The organism is Microcoleus sp. Pol8_D6 (genome assembly GCF_036700965.1).
Taxonomy (GTDB): Bacteria; Cyanobacteriota; Cyanobacteriia; order Cyanobacteriales; family Microcoleaceae; genus Microcoleus.
Genome location: NZ_JAUBPW010000052.1, coordinates 19965 through 37502, shown reverse-complemented (window position 1 = coordinate 37502; position 17538 = coordinate 19965). Strand labels below are relative to the sequence as shown.

At 47.6% G+C, this 17538-nt stretch carries 14 protein-coding genes and 1 riboswitch; of the genes, 7 read left to right on the top strand and 7 right to left on the bottom strand.

The window, feature by feature from the left end:
* The first annotated feature begins 2 nt into the window (after window positions 1-2).
* The 3 genes from QUA10_RS19980 (at window position 3) to QUA10_RS19970 (ending at window position 2948) form a co-directional block, all read left to right on the top strand.
* Window positions 3-821 carry a Uma2 family endonuclease gene (locus QUA10_RS19980; RefSeq protein WP_333084274.1) on the top strand — a complete coding sequence of 273 codons (819 nt, stop codon included), beginning with the start codon at window positions 3-5 and terminating at the stop codon, window positions 819-821.
* Window positions 822-1000: 179 nt separating this feature from the next.
* A riboswitch (TPP riboswitch) is annotated at window positions 1001-1097 on the top strand.
* Window positions 1098-1104: 7 nt separating this feature from the next.
* On the top strand, window positions 1105-2478 hold the full coding sequence (gene thiC, locus QUA10_RS19975) for a phosphomethylpyrimidine synthase ThiC (RefSeq protein WP_333084275.1): 1374 nt from the start codon (window positions 1105-1107) through the stop codon (window positions 2476-2478).
* A gap of 158 nt (window positions 2479-2636) precedes the next feature.
* Window positions 2637-2948, top strand: a complete 312-nt coding sequence (locus QUA10_RS19970; protein WP_333084277.1) for a hypothetical protein — start codon at window positions 2637-2639, stop codon at window positions 2946-2948.
* A gap of 52 nt (window positions 2949-3000) precedes the next feature.
* On the opposite strand, the gene QUA10_RS19965 is transcribed toward QUA10_RS19970, so the two are convergent.
* From QUA10_RS19965 to pyrE, 4 genes are all read right to left on the bottom strand, one after another.
* Window positions 3001-3612 carry a hypothetical protein gene (locus QUA10_RS19965; RefSeq protein WP_333084279.1) on the bottom strand — a complete coding sequence of 204 codons (612 nt, stop codon included), beginning with the start codon at window positions 3610-3612 and terminating at the stop codon, window positions 3001-3003.
* A gap of 330 nt (window positions 3613-3942) precedes the next feature.
* Window positions 3943-5229 carry a DNA (cytosine-5-)-methyltransferase gene (gene dcm / locus QUA10_RS19960; RefSeq protein ID WP_333084280.1) on the bottom strand — a complete coding sequence of 429 codons (1287 nt, stop codon included), beginning with the start codon at window positions 5227-5229 and terminating at the stop codon, window positions 3943-3945.
* A gap of 53 nt (window positions 5230-5282) precedes the next feature.
* Window positions 5283-6335: a restriction endonuclease gene (locus tag QUA10_RS19955; RefSeq protein ID WP_333084282.1), complete on the bottom strand. Its 1053-nt coding sequence runs from the start codon at window positions 6333-6335 to the stop codon at window positions 5283-5285.
* Between the two features lie 124 nt (window positions 6336-6459).
* Complete coding sequence (gene pyrE, locus QUA10_RS19950; protein WP_333084283.1) at window positions 6460-7035, bottom strand: orotate phosphoribosyltransferase; 576 nt, start codon at window positions 7033-7035, stop codon at window positions 6460-6462.
* 84 nt (window positions 7036-7119) lie between these two features.
* On the opposite strand from pyrE, the gene QUA10_RS19945 reads away from it, so the two are divergent.
* Complete coding sequence (locus tag QUA10_RS19945; RefSeq protein ID WP_333084284.1) at window positions 7120-7647, top strand: hypothetical protein; 528 nt, start codon at window positions 7120-7122, stop codon at window positions 7645-7647.
* Between the two features lie 183 nt (window positions 7648-7830).
* Here QUA10_RS19945 and QUA10_RS19940 read toward each other — a convergent pair whose 3' ends face one another.
* Both QUA10_RS19940 and QUA10_RS19935 read right to left on the bottom strand, forming a co-directional pair.
* A complete protein-coding gene (locus tag QUA10_RS19940; RefSeq protein ID WP_333084285.1) occupies window positions 7831-8574 on the bottom strand; it encodes a pentapeptide repeat-containing protein in 744 nt (247 codons plus the stop codon).
* 20 nt (window positions 8575-8594) lie between these two features.
* Window positions 8595-9239 carry a hypothetical protein gene (locus tag QUA10_RS19935; RefSeq protein ID WP_333084286.1) on the bottom strand — a complete coding sequence of 215 codons (645 nt, stop codon included), beginning with the start codon at window positions 9237-9239 and terminating at the stop codon, window positions 8595-8597.
* A 322-nt stretch (window positions 9240-9561) separates the two neighbouring features.
* Here QUA10_RS19935 and QUA10_RS19930 point away from each other — a divergent pair, with 322 nt between their 5' ends.
* Window positions 9562-9885, top strand: a complete 324-nt coding sequence (locus QUA10_RS19930) for a WGxxGxxG family protein (RefSeq protein WP_333084287.1) — start codon at window positions 9562-9564, stop codon at window positions 9883-9885.
* A 433-nt stretch (window positions 9886-10318) separates the two neighbouring features.
* Here the strand turns inward: QUA10_RS19930 and QUA10_RS19925 are convergent, their stop codons facing one another.
* Window positions 10319-15673, bottom strand: coding sequence for a PAS domain S-box protein (locus tag QUA10_RS19925; protein ID WP_333084289.1), 5355 nt, complete (start codon window positions 15671-15673; stop codon window positions 10319-10321).
* 189 nt (window positions 15674-15862) lie between these two features.
* Here QUA10_RS19925 and QUA10_RS19920 point away from each other — a divergent pair, with 189 nt between their 5' ends.
* Window positions 15863-16666, top strand: a complete 804-nt coding sequence (locus QUA10_RS19920) for a creatininase family protein (protein ID WP_333084291.1) — start codon at window positions 15863-15865, stop codon at window positions 16664-16666.
* An 81-nt stretch (window positions 16667-16747) separates the two neighbouring features.
* Entirely contained in the window at window positions 16748-17503 is a 756-nt protein-coding gene (locus QUA10_RS19915) for a DUF561 domain-containing protein (protein WP_333084292.1), read from the top strand.
* Window positions 17504-17538: the final 35 nt, after the last annotated feature.

The following is a 17538-nucleotide window of genomic DNA, read 5'->3' as shown; positions in this document are numbered from 1 at the left end:
TTATGACTATTGCCAAATCATTTGAATTGGAAGTCACCCATCTCCCAGACCACACTGAACTGCCAGAGTCCGATGGTACTTTTGTGAAAAACTTTCAAGAACTTCCTCAAAGCATTATTCTCACTGATTCACTCCGACCAATTTTGCAACAAATTCATCCGGACGGACGCTATCGCATCGGTCAAGATTGTGGGATTTATTGGCGTTTAACTGACCCACTAGAACGAGGTGCCGAAGCGCCCGATTGGTTTTATGTGCCGAATGTTCCCCCACTATTAAATGGTGAGGTGCGACGTTCTTATGTATTGTGGAAAGAATACGTTGCACCGCTGATAGTTTTGGAATTTGTGTCAGGGAACGGTGCAGAAGAGCGAGATAGAACGCCGCCGCCCGAACCAGGTCAATCCGAAGAACAAAAGGTGGGCAAATTTTGGGTTTACGAACAGGCGATTCGCGTGCCTTACTATGGCATTTATGAAGTGAAAAAAGCCGCTGTAGAAATGTATCATTTAGAAGACAATTGCTATCAGCGCATGAGTGTAAATGAGCGCGGTCGCTATCTGATTCCTCAGCTTGGAGTTGAGTTGGGAATTTGGCAAGGTGAATATGATGAGATGAATTTACCTTGGTTGCGTTGGTGGGATAGTGAAGGGAATTTGCTGTTAATTGGAGAGGAACGTGCGGCAGAAGAACACCTGCGGGCAGAACGAGAAAGCCTTCGCGCACAACAAGAAAGCCTTCGCGCGGAGGAAGAAAAACAACGCGCCGATCGCCTAGCAGTAAAATTGCGCGAAATGGGGATTAATCCTGATGAGGTGTGATTGTTTTTAGGTTGTTAAATGGGGTGTGATTGCCTTCGGGATAGCTGCGCTGGCGTGTACTTTTTAAACAACAGAAATATCAGAAGCCCCAAAAGGCCGATCGCTCCCCTCATCTATATCTCAATATTAAGATTTCCTTAGTTGCTGCCGTCGCGCCCAGAAATCGGTGATACAATCAACAGCTTAGCTAGGGGTGCCCGAATATCCGGGCTGAGAAAACACCCTTAGAACCTGAGTCTGGGTAATACCAGCGGAGGGAAGCTGTTTATCAAGGAAATTAAATATGCGTACCGAATGGATCGCGAAGCGTCAGGGGCACACCAATGTATCTCAAATGCACTACGCCCGCCAAGGTGTAATTACTGAGGAAATGCACTTTGTTGCTAAGCGAGAAAATCTCCCGCCAGAACTTATCCGCGCCGAAGTAGCGCGGGGACGGATGATTATTCCCGCTAATATCAATCACACGAATTTAGAACCGATGGCGATCGGCATTGCCTCTAAATGCAAAGTCAATGCTAATATCGGTGCATCTCCCAACTCTTCCAATATGGAAGAAGAAGTTGACAAGCTTAAACTAGCAGTGAAATACGGCGCTGATACCGTGATGGACTTGTCCACCGGCGGCGGGAATTTGGATGAAATTCGCACTACAATTATCAAAGCTTCACCAGTGCCGATCGGTACTGTACCAATTTACCAAGCACTAGAAAGCGTTCACGGTAATATGGAAAGTCTGACGGCGAATGACTTTCTTCACATCATTGACAAACACGCTCAACAAGGTGTGGATTACCAAACAATTCACGCCGGAATTTTGATTGAGCATTTGCCGTTGGTGAGAAATCGGATTACGGGGATTGTCTCTCGCGGCGGCGGCATTTTGGCGCGGTGGATGCTGCATCACCACAAACAAAATCCTCTCTACACTCACTTTAACGACATCATTGAAATCTTCAAAAAATACGATGTTTCGTTTAGTTTGGGAGATTCTCTGCGCCCCGGTTGCACTCACGATGCGTCGGATGAGGCTCAATTAGCGGAACTCAAAACTTTGGGACAATTAACTCGCAAAGCTTGGGAACATGACGTGCAGGTAATGGTGGAAGGCCCGGGCCACGTGCCGATGGATCAAATTGAGTTTAATGTCAAGAAACAAATGGAGGAATGTTCGGAAGCACCCTTTTATGTTTTGGGGCCGTTGGTGACAGATATTGCGCCTGGGTACGACCACATTACCTCAGCAATTGGGGCGGCGATGGCTGGTTGGTACGGTACTGCAATGCTGTGTTACGTGACGCCGAAGGAACACTTAGGATTGCCGAATGCTGAGGATGTCCGAAACGGGCTGATTGCTTACAAAATCGCGGCTCACGCTGCAGATATTGCACGGGGCCGTCCGGGTGCGCGCGATCGCGATGATGAACTCTCGAAAGCGCGTTACAATTTCGATTGGAACCGTCAATTTGAGCTGTCATTAGATCCAGAACGGGCAAAGGAATATCACGACGAAACTTTGCCAGCGGATATTTACAAAACTGCTGAATTCTGTTCAATGTGCGGGCCTAAGTTCTGTCCAATGCAGACTAAGGTTGATGCCGATGCTTTGACGGAATTAGAGAAGTTTTTGGCTAGGGAACCTGTAGCGCAAAGCTAATTGGATTAATTCGTAGGGTGGGCATTGTCCACCTTACTTAATCGTAAAGCTGTTTCGTTTCTTGTGGGGCGGGCATCCGACCCGCCCAAAACTAGGGTGCTGATGACGCACCTTACTTAAGGTTATATTAAAAGCAGTTTCCTAAAAGGAGAATTGCGATGTCCCTTCAACTTCAAAGACGGCTTTTCACGATGAAGGAATATCATTTGATGAGTGAGACAGGGATTCTTTCTGAATCTGAGCGCGTCGAACTCATTGAAGGAGAAATTATTCAAAGGGCTGCTATTGGAACTCGTCACGTAACTGCTGTGAGACGACTTAACCGACTTTTTCACCGACTACCAGAAGATAGAGTTATTGTTCTGGATTACTTCTACACCAACAGCTTCAACTACATTAATACTTACCAAGATATTTATTACCATGCTCTGCCTGGTAACGAGAAATTTTCAATTTGTAGGGTGCGTTAACGCCGTGTAACGCACCGCCAGCCTCATGCACCATTTGAGCTAAATAAAAGATTTACCTAAAGATATTAGCTTGCGCTGTTTCTTGGCACTTGGAAAGAATGCGCCGATCATTTGAGCTAATTGTGCGAATAGGATGGAGATTGGTTAGCTGAGTATTGATTTCAACTGTTTGAACTTTTCCGGCTGAGATTGCCTTCCCGGACAGTGTATTTCCCTGAATTTTACCAGTGAAGCACGCAAAGTCCGATCGCGGCGCGTAGATTGCACCAACCACGCGATCATTCTGGCGCTGAAACACAATATAGTTTTGAAGAACTTGGTTGGGCTGTGGCGAATCTCCGTACAGGTAAATACCATCTGGCAAAGAAGCAACATTAGTCTTAGAGGGATTTTGTTGTGCTTGAATCGGTTGTTGCTGAATGCCAACACCAATTAGTGTCAGAGGACAAATAAAGGCTGTTGCCAGTAGTTTCCATTTCCTTTTAATAGATGCAGGTAAAATCATTACTGCTTCTCCTTGCGCGTCATCTAACATCTTAAAACAGTCTTCTCTAGTTAATGTCTCACTCAGGTTATAATTTAGCTCTGCTAAAATCAGCCGATTGGTAGAGATTCTGCACCTGAAAGCTTGCGCTTGTTTAGCACCGACAACTTTATTTTCCATTGTGATCCAAGTACCTGAGCTGATTTTGATAGAATTAGAGTCGGCATAGTTTCTCATCCCACCCAATAAAACACCGCTCTAAAGTTGATGCCGATGCTTTGACCAAGAATTTCTTGGTGGTATCCGCCACGTGATTTATCCGTGAAATCAATCCAAAATCTAAAATCTAAAATCCTCAAGCCCCCGCATTTATCCATGAGGTCAATGCTAAAATCTAAAATCTAAAATCTAAAATCGATTGACGGAATTAGAGAAGTTTTTGGCTAAGGAACCTGTAGCGCAAAGCTAGTTGCTAGGGTGGGCGGAGTCTTTCCGCCCACCCTTCCCCATTCACAAAGCGCTAACTTTTTGTTTGGTAAAGCACAAAAGATTCTGGATAACTTCTAGAGCAACCGCTTTAACTACATTAATACTTACACTATTACCCAGTTGATGATAAGCTTTATCATCATTAGGATGCAAAATAAAACTATCGGCAAAACCTTGTAACCGCGCCGCCTCGCGGGGAGTAATCCTGCGGACTCGGTTATGATAGTAAACTCCTAATCTATTAGCATCACTGGCAACAATTGTTACCGAAATTTTCTGCGGATCTAGAAATTTATAGACTTCAAATGAAAAGTTACCGGATACAGGTTTGTATTGATTGTTGTTCCGTTGCAGGTACTTTTTTGTTACCAACGAATCCAGCATTTCATCGAGATTGGGATTAGGAAAAAAAGTAGCTATTTGCTCTTTAGTTAATAGCTTGCCATCTTGGTCAGATCCAAATTCTTTATTGCGCCTTTTCAATATAAAAAGATTCATTAATTCAATTTCGTCTAAACTGCACTCGCCTCGTAAACCCAGTTCCCAAGAATGAATCGAATTGCCACCGCGATAGTCAATTAGCCGCCTACCGTGCAAGCGACTGAAATCCTTGTTAACTATTTGCTTCAATGCCTTAACAAATTCTGGCGAACAATCATATTTTGGATCGGGATTGTCTTCCAAGATATCTGCAACTGTGACAGGTTGACTTAACGGGGAAAATAATGATAGTTGTTGATGACTAGAGGAATGCGAATCTTTTGGGCCTACGTCGGTAATTAGCTTAAATTGGGGCGAAGCATTTAAAATTCCTACTAGGTAAACTCGGACGCGGTTCTGAGGTAAACTAAAATTAGAGCTGTTGAGCAAAAAATAATCGAAGCTGTAACCTCGGCTTTTGATTTCGCCCTTAATAGTTTCGAGGGTTCTGCCGCCGTCGTGGCTGACAAGCCCCCGCACGTTCTCGAAAATAAATGCTTGAGGTTTAAAGGTATCAATTAACCTTGCAATCTCAAAAAATAGGGTGCCTCTGGTGTCTCCAAAGCCCTCTTTTTTGCCAGCATAGGAGAAAGACTGACAAGGAAATCCCGCTAGTAAAATGTCATGTTCAGGCAGTTTGTCAATTAATCGGATGTCGCCTAAAGGTGTGTCGGCAAAGTTTTTCTGGTAAACTAATTGAGCGTCGGGATTGATTTCGCTGCTTAATACGCATTCTGTTTCCAGATTCAAGGAACGAGCGGCGGATTCAAATGCTAATCTCATGCCACCTATTCCTGAGAATAAGTCAATAAAACGGATTTTTGACATAATAATTTTAGTTAGTTTAGATTTTAACACCATTTCTTGAGTATAGCATCTCTTTACTCATTGTTAGGCACAAAGTAATTCCTCAAAAAATCGCAAAGTACATTAAGTTCATTGTGGGAAAATGCCACTGTGCAATGACTATATGTACACAAAGTTCTGATTGCATTTTCCCTCTCAAAGTTACCAGCGCCATCAATGACATAAGCCATTTTATAACCTGCATTTTCAATCTGCTCAAATCTAGCTCTTGCTTGTCCAGCTTTACGTTCAATTACACTATTTGTTGTTACCTGAAAGCTAATTTCTATCGCAACAAACTTATCTTCTTTAGAAATAACCAGATCAAATGTTGTTAGTCCTTTTTCGCTTTCTTGGTCAGTATGTCTAACGCCGGGTAAATGAGCGTTAGGTCTAATAGCTATATCTATAACCCCTAAATTATCTTGTAAGTATTCTTTGACAAAGTTTTGAGCGATTTGACCTAAAGTATTGGATTGTGAGCCAGAGGTTATCCGGCTAACCCAGATATATCGTTGTTTAATAAACTTATTTAATTTATCGGGTTGACCTAAGTAATTACCAATTTCACATTTAGCTAGAACCTCAGCGCTTTTTTCATTCAGTGAACTAGCGCCGAACAAAAGAATTGCTATTAAATCTTTATGTGCCAAAGATAGAGATTGATTTTGGAGTATTTTTTTACCGTCAATCCCTAGTTTATTATTGGTTAGTTGACCTGATGCTGGTAGAAAAGTGAATTGATAAGAGTAAGTTTGCAGGTTCCAAAGGTAATCTAATCTCTTTAATGGAAACATAGAATTAAACTGACTATTCACTCTTTTTATCATTTCTCCCCCAAAATCCGCCAGTACAATTAAATGCTTTAGGAACATATTTGCAGAAAGTGTTGAAGCTTCTACTATTTGAAATAATCCGCTTAACTCCGAAACTGGGACGCTAAGAATAGCAATAAATTGCTCTTGAGTTTCTATCAATTTTGGTATGACACTTAGTTCTGCTTCCTTTTGAGATAAGTCGGAAGGCCAAAACATAGAAGCTAACTCACGGATTTCTTCAACTGTTCTTCTGTAATTGTAAGTTGACATTTTGGGCTTTGTGTGATATTAAGTGCTGTGAGTTTGATGCGATCGCCCCCCCTTCTCGCTATTAAATGTTTGGCGGCGGTTGACGCGATTCTTCTGGGGAGGAGGCTGGCGATCGCACTTTTGCCTATTTTTTGCTAGCCATCCACTTTTGAAGATCCTTAATCGTAAAAACGGTTTCAAAGTCCAATCCAACAGAGCGATAAAACTCCGCACCACCTTGCTCTCTATCAATCAGCGACAAAATACGATCGACCTTATAACCAGCCGCCCGCAACCTTTCCACCGCCTGCATCGCCGACTTACCCGTCGTCACCACATCCTCCAAAACCGCCACATTCGTGCCCTCTGGCAACAGCGGCCCCTCAATATACGCCATTGTCCCGTGTCCCTTCGTCTCCTTTCGGACAATTAAAGCTGGTATAGGTCGATCGCCCAAAGCCGAAACCACACTCACCGCACTTACAATTGGGTCAGCACCCAAAGTCAAACCGCCCACAGCTTGCACATCCGACGACAACATCGACAACAGCAAACGTCCCGTTGCCAAAGCACCTTCAGCGTGCAGCGTCACCGGTTTGCAGTTAATATAATAAGAACTTTTCTGCCCCGAAGACAGCACAAAATCGCCTTCGCGATAAGCAAACTCGCACAACAAATCTAGAAGTCGATCGCGTAACACCTTTAAATCCGCAGCATTCATAAGTCACACCGTGTAAAAAACACAAATAATCCGCCGATAATCAGTTTATAGTGGAATCGGAATTAATTAAGGAGGCTGAAATATATGAGTCAAAAGTTAAAAAGCCTGAGCGGCGCGTTGATTCTCGCTGTCGCCTCTGTCGCACTGGCATCAGTCAAACCAGCTCAAGCACAAACAGAGCGATTTCACCCGATTGCCGACGACTTCAACCGACAATTCTTTGAAGCTTCAGGAGACTTTTACCACAACGTCAGCTTGCAAGGTTACTTGGGCGACTATTTAGGCATCGGTTCCCCCAGCGGCGTCGTTGCCTTTCCCGAAAAAGAAATCGAGCGGGATGCTAGTCGCGTCAACGGCTTCTATCGACGAGTAATGCAGCGGCAAGTTTCCAGCGACCCGATTCTGCGCGTGCCAGATGCCGTCAATCCCTTCGATGCCTCAATCATGGCACTGCCTGCAGCTTGCCAGCTAGGACCTCAACCAAGCGGCTGTTTCCCCACTCCCGCCGGACTCCAAGATCAGTTTACACTTCCAACGCAGCAGCAAAATGCACCGAGTGATCAAGGGCCCGTTAGAGGACTTTATCAAATATCGCCCCCTGGCCAAAATTAATCGATCGACAGTTGCGAGTTTTTAGCCGAGGCTGGTTTACTAAATCTCGGCTTTGTTGTATTCGAGAGAAAGCTTCAACCCGCCCCAAAAGCTCATGTTTTAGCAATCCTTTCGGTAAACCCGCAACTGGCTTTTTTTAACTATCGCCGTTATTTCACAGGACTAAATATTATCCAATATTTATCAAACAATGCTGCCATCAGGCATGATTGTTCCTTTCAAAATAGCTTCACCCAAATTAGCTCCCGCCAAGTTCGCTCCCCTGAGATTTGCCCCGGTCAAATTAGCCCCTCTCAAATCAGCTTTGCCAAGGTTTGTCCACCGGAAATCTGCCCCGCTCAACTGTGCAAAACAGAGATTTGCCCGGAAAAGATATGCTCCAGTGAAGTGAGCTTCTCCGAGGTTAGCTTTAGAGAAATTAGCTGCATAGCAATGTGCTTCAATCAATTCGGCTTGAGTGAGATTAGCTTGACTGAGATTAGCACAGTTGAGGTTCGCGCCGATCGCATTAACTCCAGACATCACCGCACCGATTAAATTCGCATCACCGAAATCGGTTTGTTGGAGATTAGCAGCGGTGAGGTCAGCCCCAATTAAATTAGCACCGCTCAAATCAGCTCCCCTGATGTCAGCCGCTTGCAGGTTTGTTCCCGTTAAATTAGCTTTAATTAAATTAGATTCCAGCAGTTGCGCTCCCGCAAGATTTGCTAAACTAAAATTAGATTCTGCCAGGTTTGCCGCAATTAATTTAGCCTTAAACAAATCTGTTTTAAAAAGGTTCGATCGCCAAAGATGTGCACCTCTGAGATTTGCTTCCGCGAGGTTAGCTTCGCTGATATCCGGTTCTATATTTGGGTTGAGACTTCTCCATTTAATCCAAGTGACTGCACCTTTTTTTAACAGCGCTAAATGCTGTGTATTAGCCATAATTGCATCTCCTTTAACGGCTATTCCTTGCGACCAAAAATTGCTGGATTTTCTCGACCCGTCACGCTTTCCACCGCCGCAATTGCTGCCTGGGAACCTGCTATAATATCTCGTTCTGCGCCGCCGAGGTAAAGCCGTCCGAAACTACCTACAGCCTGAACCTCTAAGATGTTAATAGATGCGCCTTTTTCTGCTTCATTAGCCGCCAGCGCTGCATAGGCCGCCGGTTCTACTTCCAAGACGTAAAGCGTTTGTCCCGCCAGCAGCAACTGTCCGCGCCGGGTGCGGTTGATTAATTGTGTTTGGTGGGCATCAATATTGCGAATAATTTGACTGGAAATCACTCGCGGTTTGATACATTCTTCTCTGCGGACTCCGATGAATTCTAGAATTGCTTTACCTGCGGCCCGCGTTTCCCCCTGCTGACTCGAGTGTACTTCCAGAAGGCCGTACAAGCGTTCGACTATCTGCACTCCTGGGCGCACGGAGGCAGATTTGAGGGCGACATCGGTAATTCGGTTAATTTCGATACCGGGCGAGATTTCTATCCACAGCGACGCATCCCCTGGCAGCGGCAAGAATCCGGCGGCGACTGTGCCGATGTATGCTGCGTGCTGTGGCTGCAAGTTGTCTAGAAATACGTAGCTGCGTAACTCTATACCCAAAAGTTTTGATCTCCGTCGATCGACTTCCAACAGTTGTCTGTGCAATATCTGAGTTTACCTTTTTTTGTAAACAACACCTTGTCTATTGTCGGGACTGCCGGAGTCCGTCATAACCGAGTGAGGTGCCAGACCCCCTATTTCTAGTACCGGAGTGCCTCCGCGAGCAATATTTCATTTTGTGTGCCTGCTAAAAATTGGATATCAATCTGTAGTTATAGGTGGAACATAACCATCTTTACTGCTAGAGATGGATTTAACTTTAAAAGCCCATTGATATATTTTTGATAGTTAAAGATTTTAGCCAACAGAGAGCATTTGAATTATGAAACGTTCTGATTTATCCAAAGCAATCGGTGCAGGTATTATAGCTGCTGGTTTAGCCCTAGCACCAGCTCATCTCCCTGCTTCAGCTCAGACAGATACAACGGGCGGTACTACTTCCGGTACTAACACCACTACAACCACCACAACTCCTCGCTCCGATGTCTACAATGCTGAGACCGATCGCGATTTTGATTGGGGATGGTTGGGATTGCTAGGCTTGTCAGGTTTGTTGGGTTTGATTCCCCGCAAACGCGAAGAAAATGTCCGCTATACCACTACAACGAGTGATCGCGAGCCCGCCGTGCGAAGTGACTACCGCTAAGAATTCAGTCTTAGGGCTGTGGGCATCATGAAGGGACAGGATGTTTTAGCCTGTCCGAACGGCACCAATAATCATCAAAAAACCTCCATCTGTGAGGTTTTTTTGTTTGAGATGATGCGCGATGGAACGACGATTAAATTGGTTACATCTGACCTATTGCACCATTTTCCTGAACAGGCTTTCCGCCCGCTTCCACAAAGAGTGAATTTTCTTGTGGGCCGTTGCTCCTAGCCAGTCAATAAAATCATTATTGAGAATGGTGCAATATCTCAGATATAACCGGACTTAAAATTATTAACTTTTTCCTTTCTTCTTCCCTTCCTCCTACCCTACCTTTCGGGAACCCCTGCGGGGAACGGGAACGGCTTCGCCGAACGCGTTCTTTGCGTTTTCGCGGGTCGTTAAATAAAGACTTTTCCGACACAAAAACACTTTAAATAAGGTTTTTGCCCGATCGATCGAGTACCTCCCAAATCGCCTGCACCAACTTGTCGGGGTCTAAAGGCTTAGCAATGTGGCGCCAGAACCCCGCAGCCATGGCCTGCTGATAGTCAATCTCTCCAGCATAAGCCGTGAGGGCGATCGCCGGAACCAGTCCCCCTTGGTCAGGCGCCAGAGCCCGAACCTGCCGCATCAACATATAACCGTCAGTGTCGGGCATTCCAATATCGCTCAACAGCAAATCCGGCACCGACTCGGTTAAAACCGCCAAGGCCTCGGCGGCATTAGTAACTGCTGTAACACTTGCCCCACACTGCTCAAGCAGAAAAACCACTAAATCTAGCGCATCGGCCTCATCATCCACCGCTAACACCCTGATACCGCTCAAATTGAAGGATTGGTCCCGCGACGCAGTTCCCGCAGGGCTGGTCTGAGATGGCACGGGCATCAGAGGTATCCTGACGGTCAAGGTTGCACCTTTTCCTTCGCCGGCACTGTCGGATTTCACCGTGCCGCCGTGGAGTTCGACGAGATGGCGGACGATCGCCAATCCTAAACCCAATCCGCCAAACTTGCGCGTCATCGAGCTGTCAGCTTGCCGGAAGTAGTCGAATACATAGGGAAGAAAATCAGGTTCGATACCTTTTCCCGTATCAGTTACAGTAATTTGGGCTTTGGTGTCCACCTGATCGAGAACGACTTGGATTTTGCCTCCCGGCGGGGTGAACTTGACGGCATTTGAGAGCAAATTCCAGACTACCTGCTGAAGCCTGCCCGCATCGCCCAAAACCGAGCCGACATTCGGTGCAAATTGAGTGCTGATTTGAATCGACTTAACTTCCGCGGCCAGACGCACCGTTTCAATGGCGGCGCTGATTACCCCAGCTAAATCCACAGGTGCAATATTCAAGCTAACCTTACCTTGCAGAATCCCCGACACATCGAGCAAATCTTCGATAAGCTGGGTTTGCAGTTTGGCGTTGCGCTCGATCGTCTCTAAGGCATAACGCTGCTTTTGGGGTGTCAGAACGTTCGATTGCAGCAGCTTCGCCCAGCCCATAATCGGGTTTAAGGGAGTCCGCAATTCGTGGGACAAAACAGCCAAAAATTCGTCTTTGACGCGGTTAGCCTGTTCTGCCTCTTCCCGCGCTGCCTTTTCCCGTGCTAGAAGGCGTTCCCGTTCCGCTTCTGCAACTTTGCGATCGGTAATGTCAGTGTTTGTGCCACACCAGCGCAGCACCTTGCCTCGATCGTCGCGAATCGCCACGGCGCGGGAGAGAAACCATCGGTACGATCCGTCTTTGCCGCGCAAGGGGAAAGTATCTTCCCAGAGTTCGCCTGTTTCAATGCAGCGCCTAAATTTTTCGACAACGCGATCGAGGTGTTCCGGGTGGTGCACCTTTTGCCAGTCCCAGCCTCGCATTTCTTCTAGGGTTGTGCCGGTGTAGTCAAACCAGCGCTGGTTGTACCAGAAAATCGCCCCAGTAGCATCTGTCATCCAGGCCAACTGAGCGATGTTGTCAGCTAGAGCGCGGAACCTAGCCTCGCTTTCGTGCAGCTCATGCAGGGCTCGCGCGTGCAGGATCACCGTCCAGAGGCGAGCCACCACTTCTTGCATCAGCCAAACTTCATCGGGCCGCCAGTGCCGAACCACCTGTGATGCCACCAGCAAAAGAGCCACCCAGCGCCCTTCCTGAAGGCAGGGAACATCGACCAAAGCGCGAATCGACACGGCACCGTAGTTATCGAATAAATGCGCTGTATGGGGGTAATTAGCGATATCTGAGATGACAAGGGTTTGACCTGCCATAGACAGAGCTTTCAGTTCGGGCGTCTTAAAGTCTGAGATTTGATAGGTGCCGACGGTGCTTGCCAGGTCGGACTGGTGCCAGTCTTGGTGGACAATTGCCCGATCGGCTTCTAAATCGATTTCGTGCCAGATGCAGCGATCGACCTTTAAATATTCTCCCAGACTGTTCATCGCTTCCGACAACATTTCTGCGGGGTTGAAGCGCTGCCGCAAGCGGACTTCGAGCTCAGAGAGAAACTGCTCGTTAAGTTGGGCTTGTTTGCGATCGTGAATATCGGTGTTTGTGCCGATCCACTCGACAATCTGGCCGGCTGCGTCGCGAATTGGCACGGCGCGGGACAAATGCCAGCGTTCCATCTGGTCTACTGCCCGCCGCAGGCGCAGCTCCATTTGATAAACTTCTCCGCTGATTAGACATTCTTCCCAGCGGGCCCAAGATTCTGCCAAATCCGAGGGCGGGACTAGGGATTCCCAATTGCTTTGAGCGGCTTCCTCGTAAGACATTCCCAGATATTCCAACCATCTTTGTTTATTGGTAAAGCGAATTTCCCTGGCTGAGCTTACGTTCCAAATCAGGTGAGGCAGCGACTCAGCCAGAAAGCGGAAGCGGCGATCGCTTTCTGCTAAGCTTTCTTCGGCTCGTTTGCGATCGTCAATATCAATGCCGATACCAGCCCATTGCACCACCTTTCCCCCCCTGTTTTTGACGGGCACAAGTCGCGCTAGATGCCAGCGGTAATTACCATCAAACCTCCGTACCCGACACTCGAATTCGTAGGCTTCCCCTGCTTCAATCGCAGGAGTGCGCGTGGCGACAACTGTTGGCAGATCATCAGGATGAAATAATTGCAGCACCGGCGCAGGCATCGGCAATTCTGGCATCATCCCGGTGTAGCTTTTCCAGTGTTGGTTGCAAAACTCTAACCTGCCGTCGGCGGTGTTGATCCACATTAATTCCGGGACACCATCGGCGAGGGTGCGATAGAGATTTTCGCTGTGCCGTAGTGCTTCTTCTATTTGCCGGCGCTCGGTTTTGTCCTGCATAATTTTCAGGAAACCTTGCACCTCGCCGTCTGCGTCGCGCAGGGGCATCACCAGCCCGCTGCCCCACAAGCAGCTGCCGTCTTTGCGGAGGTGCCAGCGCTCGTTTTCTGCCTTTCCCTGAGTCAGGGCGATGTGCATTTCTGCTTCCGGCATTCGTGCTGCTGAGTCTTCTGGAGTAAAGATGATGCGTCCGTGCTGCCCGACGATTTCAGTTTCGGAATAGCCCAGCAATCTCTGGGCCCCTGCGTTCCAACTGGTAACCTGTCCGCCGATGTCGAGGGTGAAGATGGCGTAGTCTTTGGCGCTGTCGAGAATCAACTGCAGGTGGGTTTCACGATCGCACAGTGCTGCTTCTGCTTGTTTGCGCTGGGTAATGTTGCTGGTGAAGCCGACTATTTTGGTTGCTTCACCTTGCTGGTTGCGGATTAAACAGCCGCGTTCCGAAACATCGATCCAGCGCCCGTCTTGGTGCCGGACTCGGTACTCGATTTCATAGCGATCCGGAATATTCAAGATTGATTGCCCCCCGGCTTGGATGCGTGCCAAATCGACAGGATGGATGCGTTCTCTCCACCACTCTGCTGTTGCCGCTGCATCCTCTGGGTAGACACCGACGATCGAGCACAGTCCCTCGGAACGGTAAACTGAGTTTGCTACCAAATCCCACTCAAACACCATGCCGTCGATCGCCCTTGTAGCTGATTGGAAACGGTTGTAGCTTTCTTGCAAGGCGAGTTCGGCCATTTTGCGAGCGGTAATTTCCTGTACCACGATATGAATTCCGACAATCTCTCCGCCCCTGTCTCTGAGCGGCCACCAATTCTGGAGCCAAGTGCGAACAACAGCGGGTTGAGCCCTGGTTTCACCCGTGAGTTCAAAATTCCGGATCGGTTCTCCGGTGTCTAGAAGGTGGGCCAATAAAGTTTCGGCTGTATCTGCCCAGTCGGGGACAATTTCGCGCAGGGTATGGCCGATGTGCATTTCTACGGCCAAGCCGTTCATTTGGGCAAACCGCTGGTTGAGCCGCACGAACCGCAAATCTGTGTCTAAAACGGCCAAACCCACGGGAGTTGTTTGGTAGAGCGACTCTATCTCTACAAGTTGACGGCGCACGGTTTGCTCACTCTGTTGCAGGGCGAGTTCGGCCTTTTTGCGATCAGTAGCATCAAATAATACTCCGATAAACCGCACTGCTTCGCCTGCCGCGTCGTAGAGATAGCGCCCGAACGCGCTCAACCAGCGGATTTCTCCGTTATCGGCACGGATGATTCGGTATTCGGGGGAGTAGAGCGATCGCGTTTGCCGAGCTGTTTTGGCTGCTTCCATGACTTGCTTTAAGTCGTCTGGATGCACGCACTTTTGCCACACAGCCGCGCTTGCTTCCCCGCCCGGTACCGGTTCGCAGCCCAAAATGCTGAAATGGGTCGCCGACCAAATTACTCGATTTGTTCGCACGTCAAAATCCCAGGTTGCCATGCCTGAGCCTTCGATGGCGACGCTCAAACGTTCTTCGCTTTGTTTCAAGGCAATTTCAGTTTGTTTGCGATCGCTGATATCTGTGAGGGAACCCACGGCGCGCACGGGATTGCCTGATTCGTCCCAAATTGCTCGCGCTCTGGCTAAAACCCATTTGTAGCGCCCGTCCCCACAACGGATGCGGTACTCGCAGCAGTAATGTGATGTTTCTCGATTTAAGTGCTGCTGCCAATTGCTTTGCATCATCTCCAAATCATCGGGATGAACCCAGCTCAAATATTGGCTGAAGTCCTTGACTTCTTCCGGGCCACGTTCCAAAATCTCTAAAAAGCGATCGCTCAAAACAGGGCAATTTGTTTGCAGGTTGTGATCCCAAATGCCGTCGTTGTTGCCCTGCAAGGCTAATTGCCAGCGTTCTTCGCTTTCTCGCAAAGCTTCTTTGGTTTGATGGGCGCGATCGATTTGTACGGCGGCAACGGCAAAGTCTGCTAGGGCGATGGCGATCTGCAAGTCTTCGGCATCGAATTGCCGATCGGCATCGTGAGATACAATCCATATTGCCCCCAGCGGTTGATTTTCTGCTTGCAGTGGCACGACTAATGCTTCGGCGATCGGCAATTCTAGCTGCTGTAGGTCGGTAAAATATTGTTCTGGAGCGAAGTAAAGCTGAGGAGTTTGATGATCGATCGGGGTTCCCGGCAAACGCAATTTGGGGGGTGTTTTTGTATCTTCTACTGCTTCCCACGCGCCCGCCAATGCCTCCCACCGAAATATTTGTTCGGAACTGGCATTTTCTTCTAGTAAGCAGACTCCGACGCTTCCTGCGTCGCACAAATCTTTAGCGATCGCCACCAGTGTTTTGAGCAGCCTGTGGGGTGAGGTTGCCAATTGTCGGGCAAGCGTTTGCAGCGCTCGGTTTTCTGCTTTGTCATCGTGCGATCGAGGAATGCGGCGCGACAGTTCCTCGGCGATCGGAATGTCGGTTAAATTAGTTTGTGGGGTTGGCCAAGCTTCCATCAATTAGTGGTATCTATGTCTTTCGGTCTGAGCTGGCGAGCGTACATCAGCGCCCTCTTAAAGCATCTGCTATAAATTATAGCATCTACGGAGAGACAGCATCATTTATCTACTAGCTATCTAGGGAATTTATTTTTAGTTTTCAGGTTAATTGATTGCCTTGCTTACTTTTACTATTGTCGCCACAATATGCACAATTTTATTCCAGAATCGCGCTTTTTTCCCTATCTAACTTGGACAGAAATTCAGTCAATGCTGGATAAGGAAAACACGGTGATAATTCAGCCACTAGGTGCGATCGAACAACACGGCCCCCATTTGCCTTTAATTGTAGATGCGGCAATTAGCGCGGCGGTGACAGGCAAAGCACTGGCAAAGTTAGAGGCAAATATTCCCGCGTATGCTTTGCCACCTTTGTACTATGGCAAGTCGAACGAACACTGCCATTTTCCCGGTACAATTATGCTCAGTGCTCAGACTGTTTTAGCAGTAATCAGTGAAATTGCGGACAGTATTTATCAAGCTGGATTTAGAAAATTAGTGTTAATGAATGGTCACGGCGGACAGCCACAGGTAATGGAAATTGCGGCGCGGGATATTCATCATAAATATCAGAATTTTTCTGTTTTTCCGCTGTTTGTTTGGGGCGTTCCGCATGTGGCTGCTGAATTATTAACTGCGAAGGAATTGGAGTTCGGAATTCACGCGGGCGATGCAGAAACGAGTTTGATGTTGTCAATTTTGCCCGAACAGGTGAAAATGGAACTGGCTGTTTGCGAGTACCCGCAGGGTTTACCAACAGACAGTTTGCTGAGTATGGAAGGGAATTTACCTTTTGCTTGGCTGACGCGAGAGTTGACTGAAAGTGGTGTGTTGGGCGATGCGACGGCGGCGACGAAAGAAAAGGGAGCTCGTATTCTCGAATCTCTCTCTGACGGCTGGGTACAAGTTATCAAAGATGTTTACAAATTTCGCCAGCCGCGTAGTAATTAAAAATTAAGAATTAAAAATCAAAAATTGTTCTAATTCATGTCAAAATGAGTCTAAGAAATTTTTTGAGTTGGAAAACTAACGATGAGTGTAAATTCTAAATTGCAGCGCGCATTTGAGCAAGGTCGCGCCCTGAAAATTATCAGCGGTTTAAATAATTTTGATGCCGCCAACGTTGCGGCTGTCGTCAAAGCAGCGGATCTCGGCGGTGCTTCCTTTGTCGATATTGCTGCCGATCGAGATTTGGTATTGATGGCAAAACAGTTGACAAATTTGCCAATTTGTGTATCTGCCGTGGAACCGGAAAAGTTTGTGCCTGCAGTAGAAGCTGGCGCTGATTTGATTGAAATTGGTAACTTTGATGCTTTCTACGCAGTAGGCCGCCGCTTTGAAGCTGAGGAAGTTTTGCACTTGACTCGCGAAACTCGATCGCTATTTGCGAACATCACTCTTTCTGTGACAGTTCCGCACATTTTGGCACTCGACAAACAAGTGCAGTTAGCAATTGAATTAGTCAAAGCTGGGGCTAATATCATCCAAACCGAAGGTGGCACCAGCGCTCAACCAATTCACGCCGGCACCCTGGGATTAATTGAAAAAGCAGCGCCTACATTGGCCGCAGCCTTTGAAATTTCCCGCGCTGTATCCGTCCCCGTACTCTGCGCTTCCGGTATCTCCAGCGTCACCGCACCCCTCGCTATTGGAGCCGGTGCTGCGGGTGTTGGTGTCGGTTCTGCTGTCAGCCAACTTAATAGCGAAGTGGCGATGATTGCGGCTGTTCGCAGTTTGGTTGAAGCTTTGGCTTTGGTTTCCCGATCGCACTTGCAAGCTTCCATTTAATTAAGAAGGAAGTTCGGCAACGGATTCGCTCGACG

Coding starts and splice junctions, on each gene's coding strand:
- QUA10_RS19965 (WP_333084279.1), bottom strand. CDS start 3,612: ATGGAAAATAAAGTTGTCGGTGCTAAACAAGCGCAAGCTTTCAGGTGC.
- QUA10_RS19930 (WP_333084287.1), top strand. CDS start 9,562: ATGAAACGTTCTGATTTATCCAAAGCAATCGGTGCAGGTATTATAGCT.
- dcm (WP_333084280.1), bottom strand. CDS start 5,229: ATGTCAAAAATCCGTTTTATTGACTTATTCTCAGGAATAGGTGGCATG.
- thiC (WP_333084275.1), top strand. CDS start 1,105: ATGCGTACCGAATGGATCGCGAAGCGTCAGGGGCACACCAATGTATCT.
- QUA10_RS19915 (WP_333084292.1), top strand. CDS start 16,748: ATGAGTGTAAATTCTAAATTGCAGCGCGCATTTGAGCAAGGTCGCGCC.
- QUA10_RS19940 (WP_333084285.1), bottom strand. CDS start 8,574: ATGGCTAATACACAGCATTTAGCGCTGTTAAAAAAAGGTGCAGTCACT.
- QUA10_RS19955 (WP_333084282.1), bottom strand. CDS start 6,335: ATGTCAACTTACAATTACAGAAGAACAGTTGAAGAAATCCGTGAGTTA.
- QUA10_RS19920 (WP_333084291.1), top strand. CDS start 15,863: ATGCACAATTTTATTCCAGAATCGCGCTTTTTTCCCTATCTAACTTGG.
- QUA10_RS19925 (WP_333084289.1), bottom strand. CDS start 15,673: ATGGAAGCTTGGCCAACCCCACAAACTAATTTAACCGACATTCCGATC.
- pyrE (WP_333084283.1), bottom strand. CDS start 7,035: ATGAATGCTGCGGATTTAAAGGTGTTACGCGATCGACTTCTAGATTTG.
- QUA10_RS19970 (WP_333084277.1), top strand. CDS start 2,637: ATGTCCCTTCAACTTCAAAGACGGCTTTTCACGATGAAGGAATATCAT.
- QUA10_RS19945 (WP_333084284.1), top strand. CDS start 7,120: ATGAGTCAAAAGTTAAAAAGCCTGAGCGGCGCGTTGATTCTCGCTGTC.
- QUA10_RS19980 (WP_333084274.1), top strand. CDS start 3: ATGACTATTGCCAAATCATTTGAATTGGAAGTCACCCATCTCCCAGAC.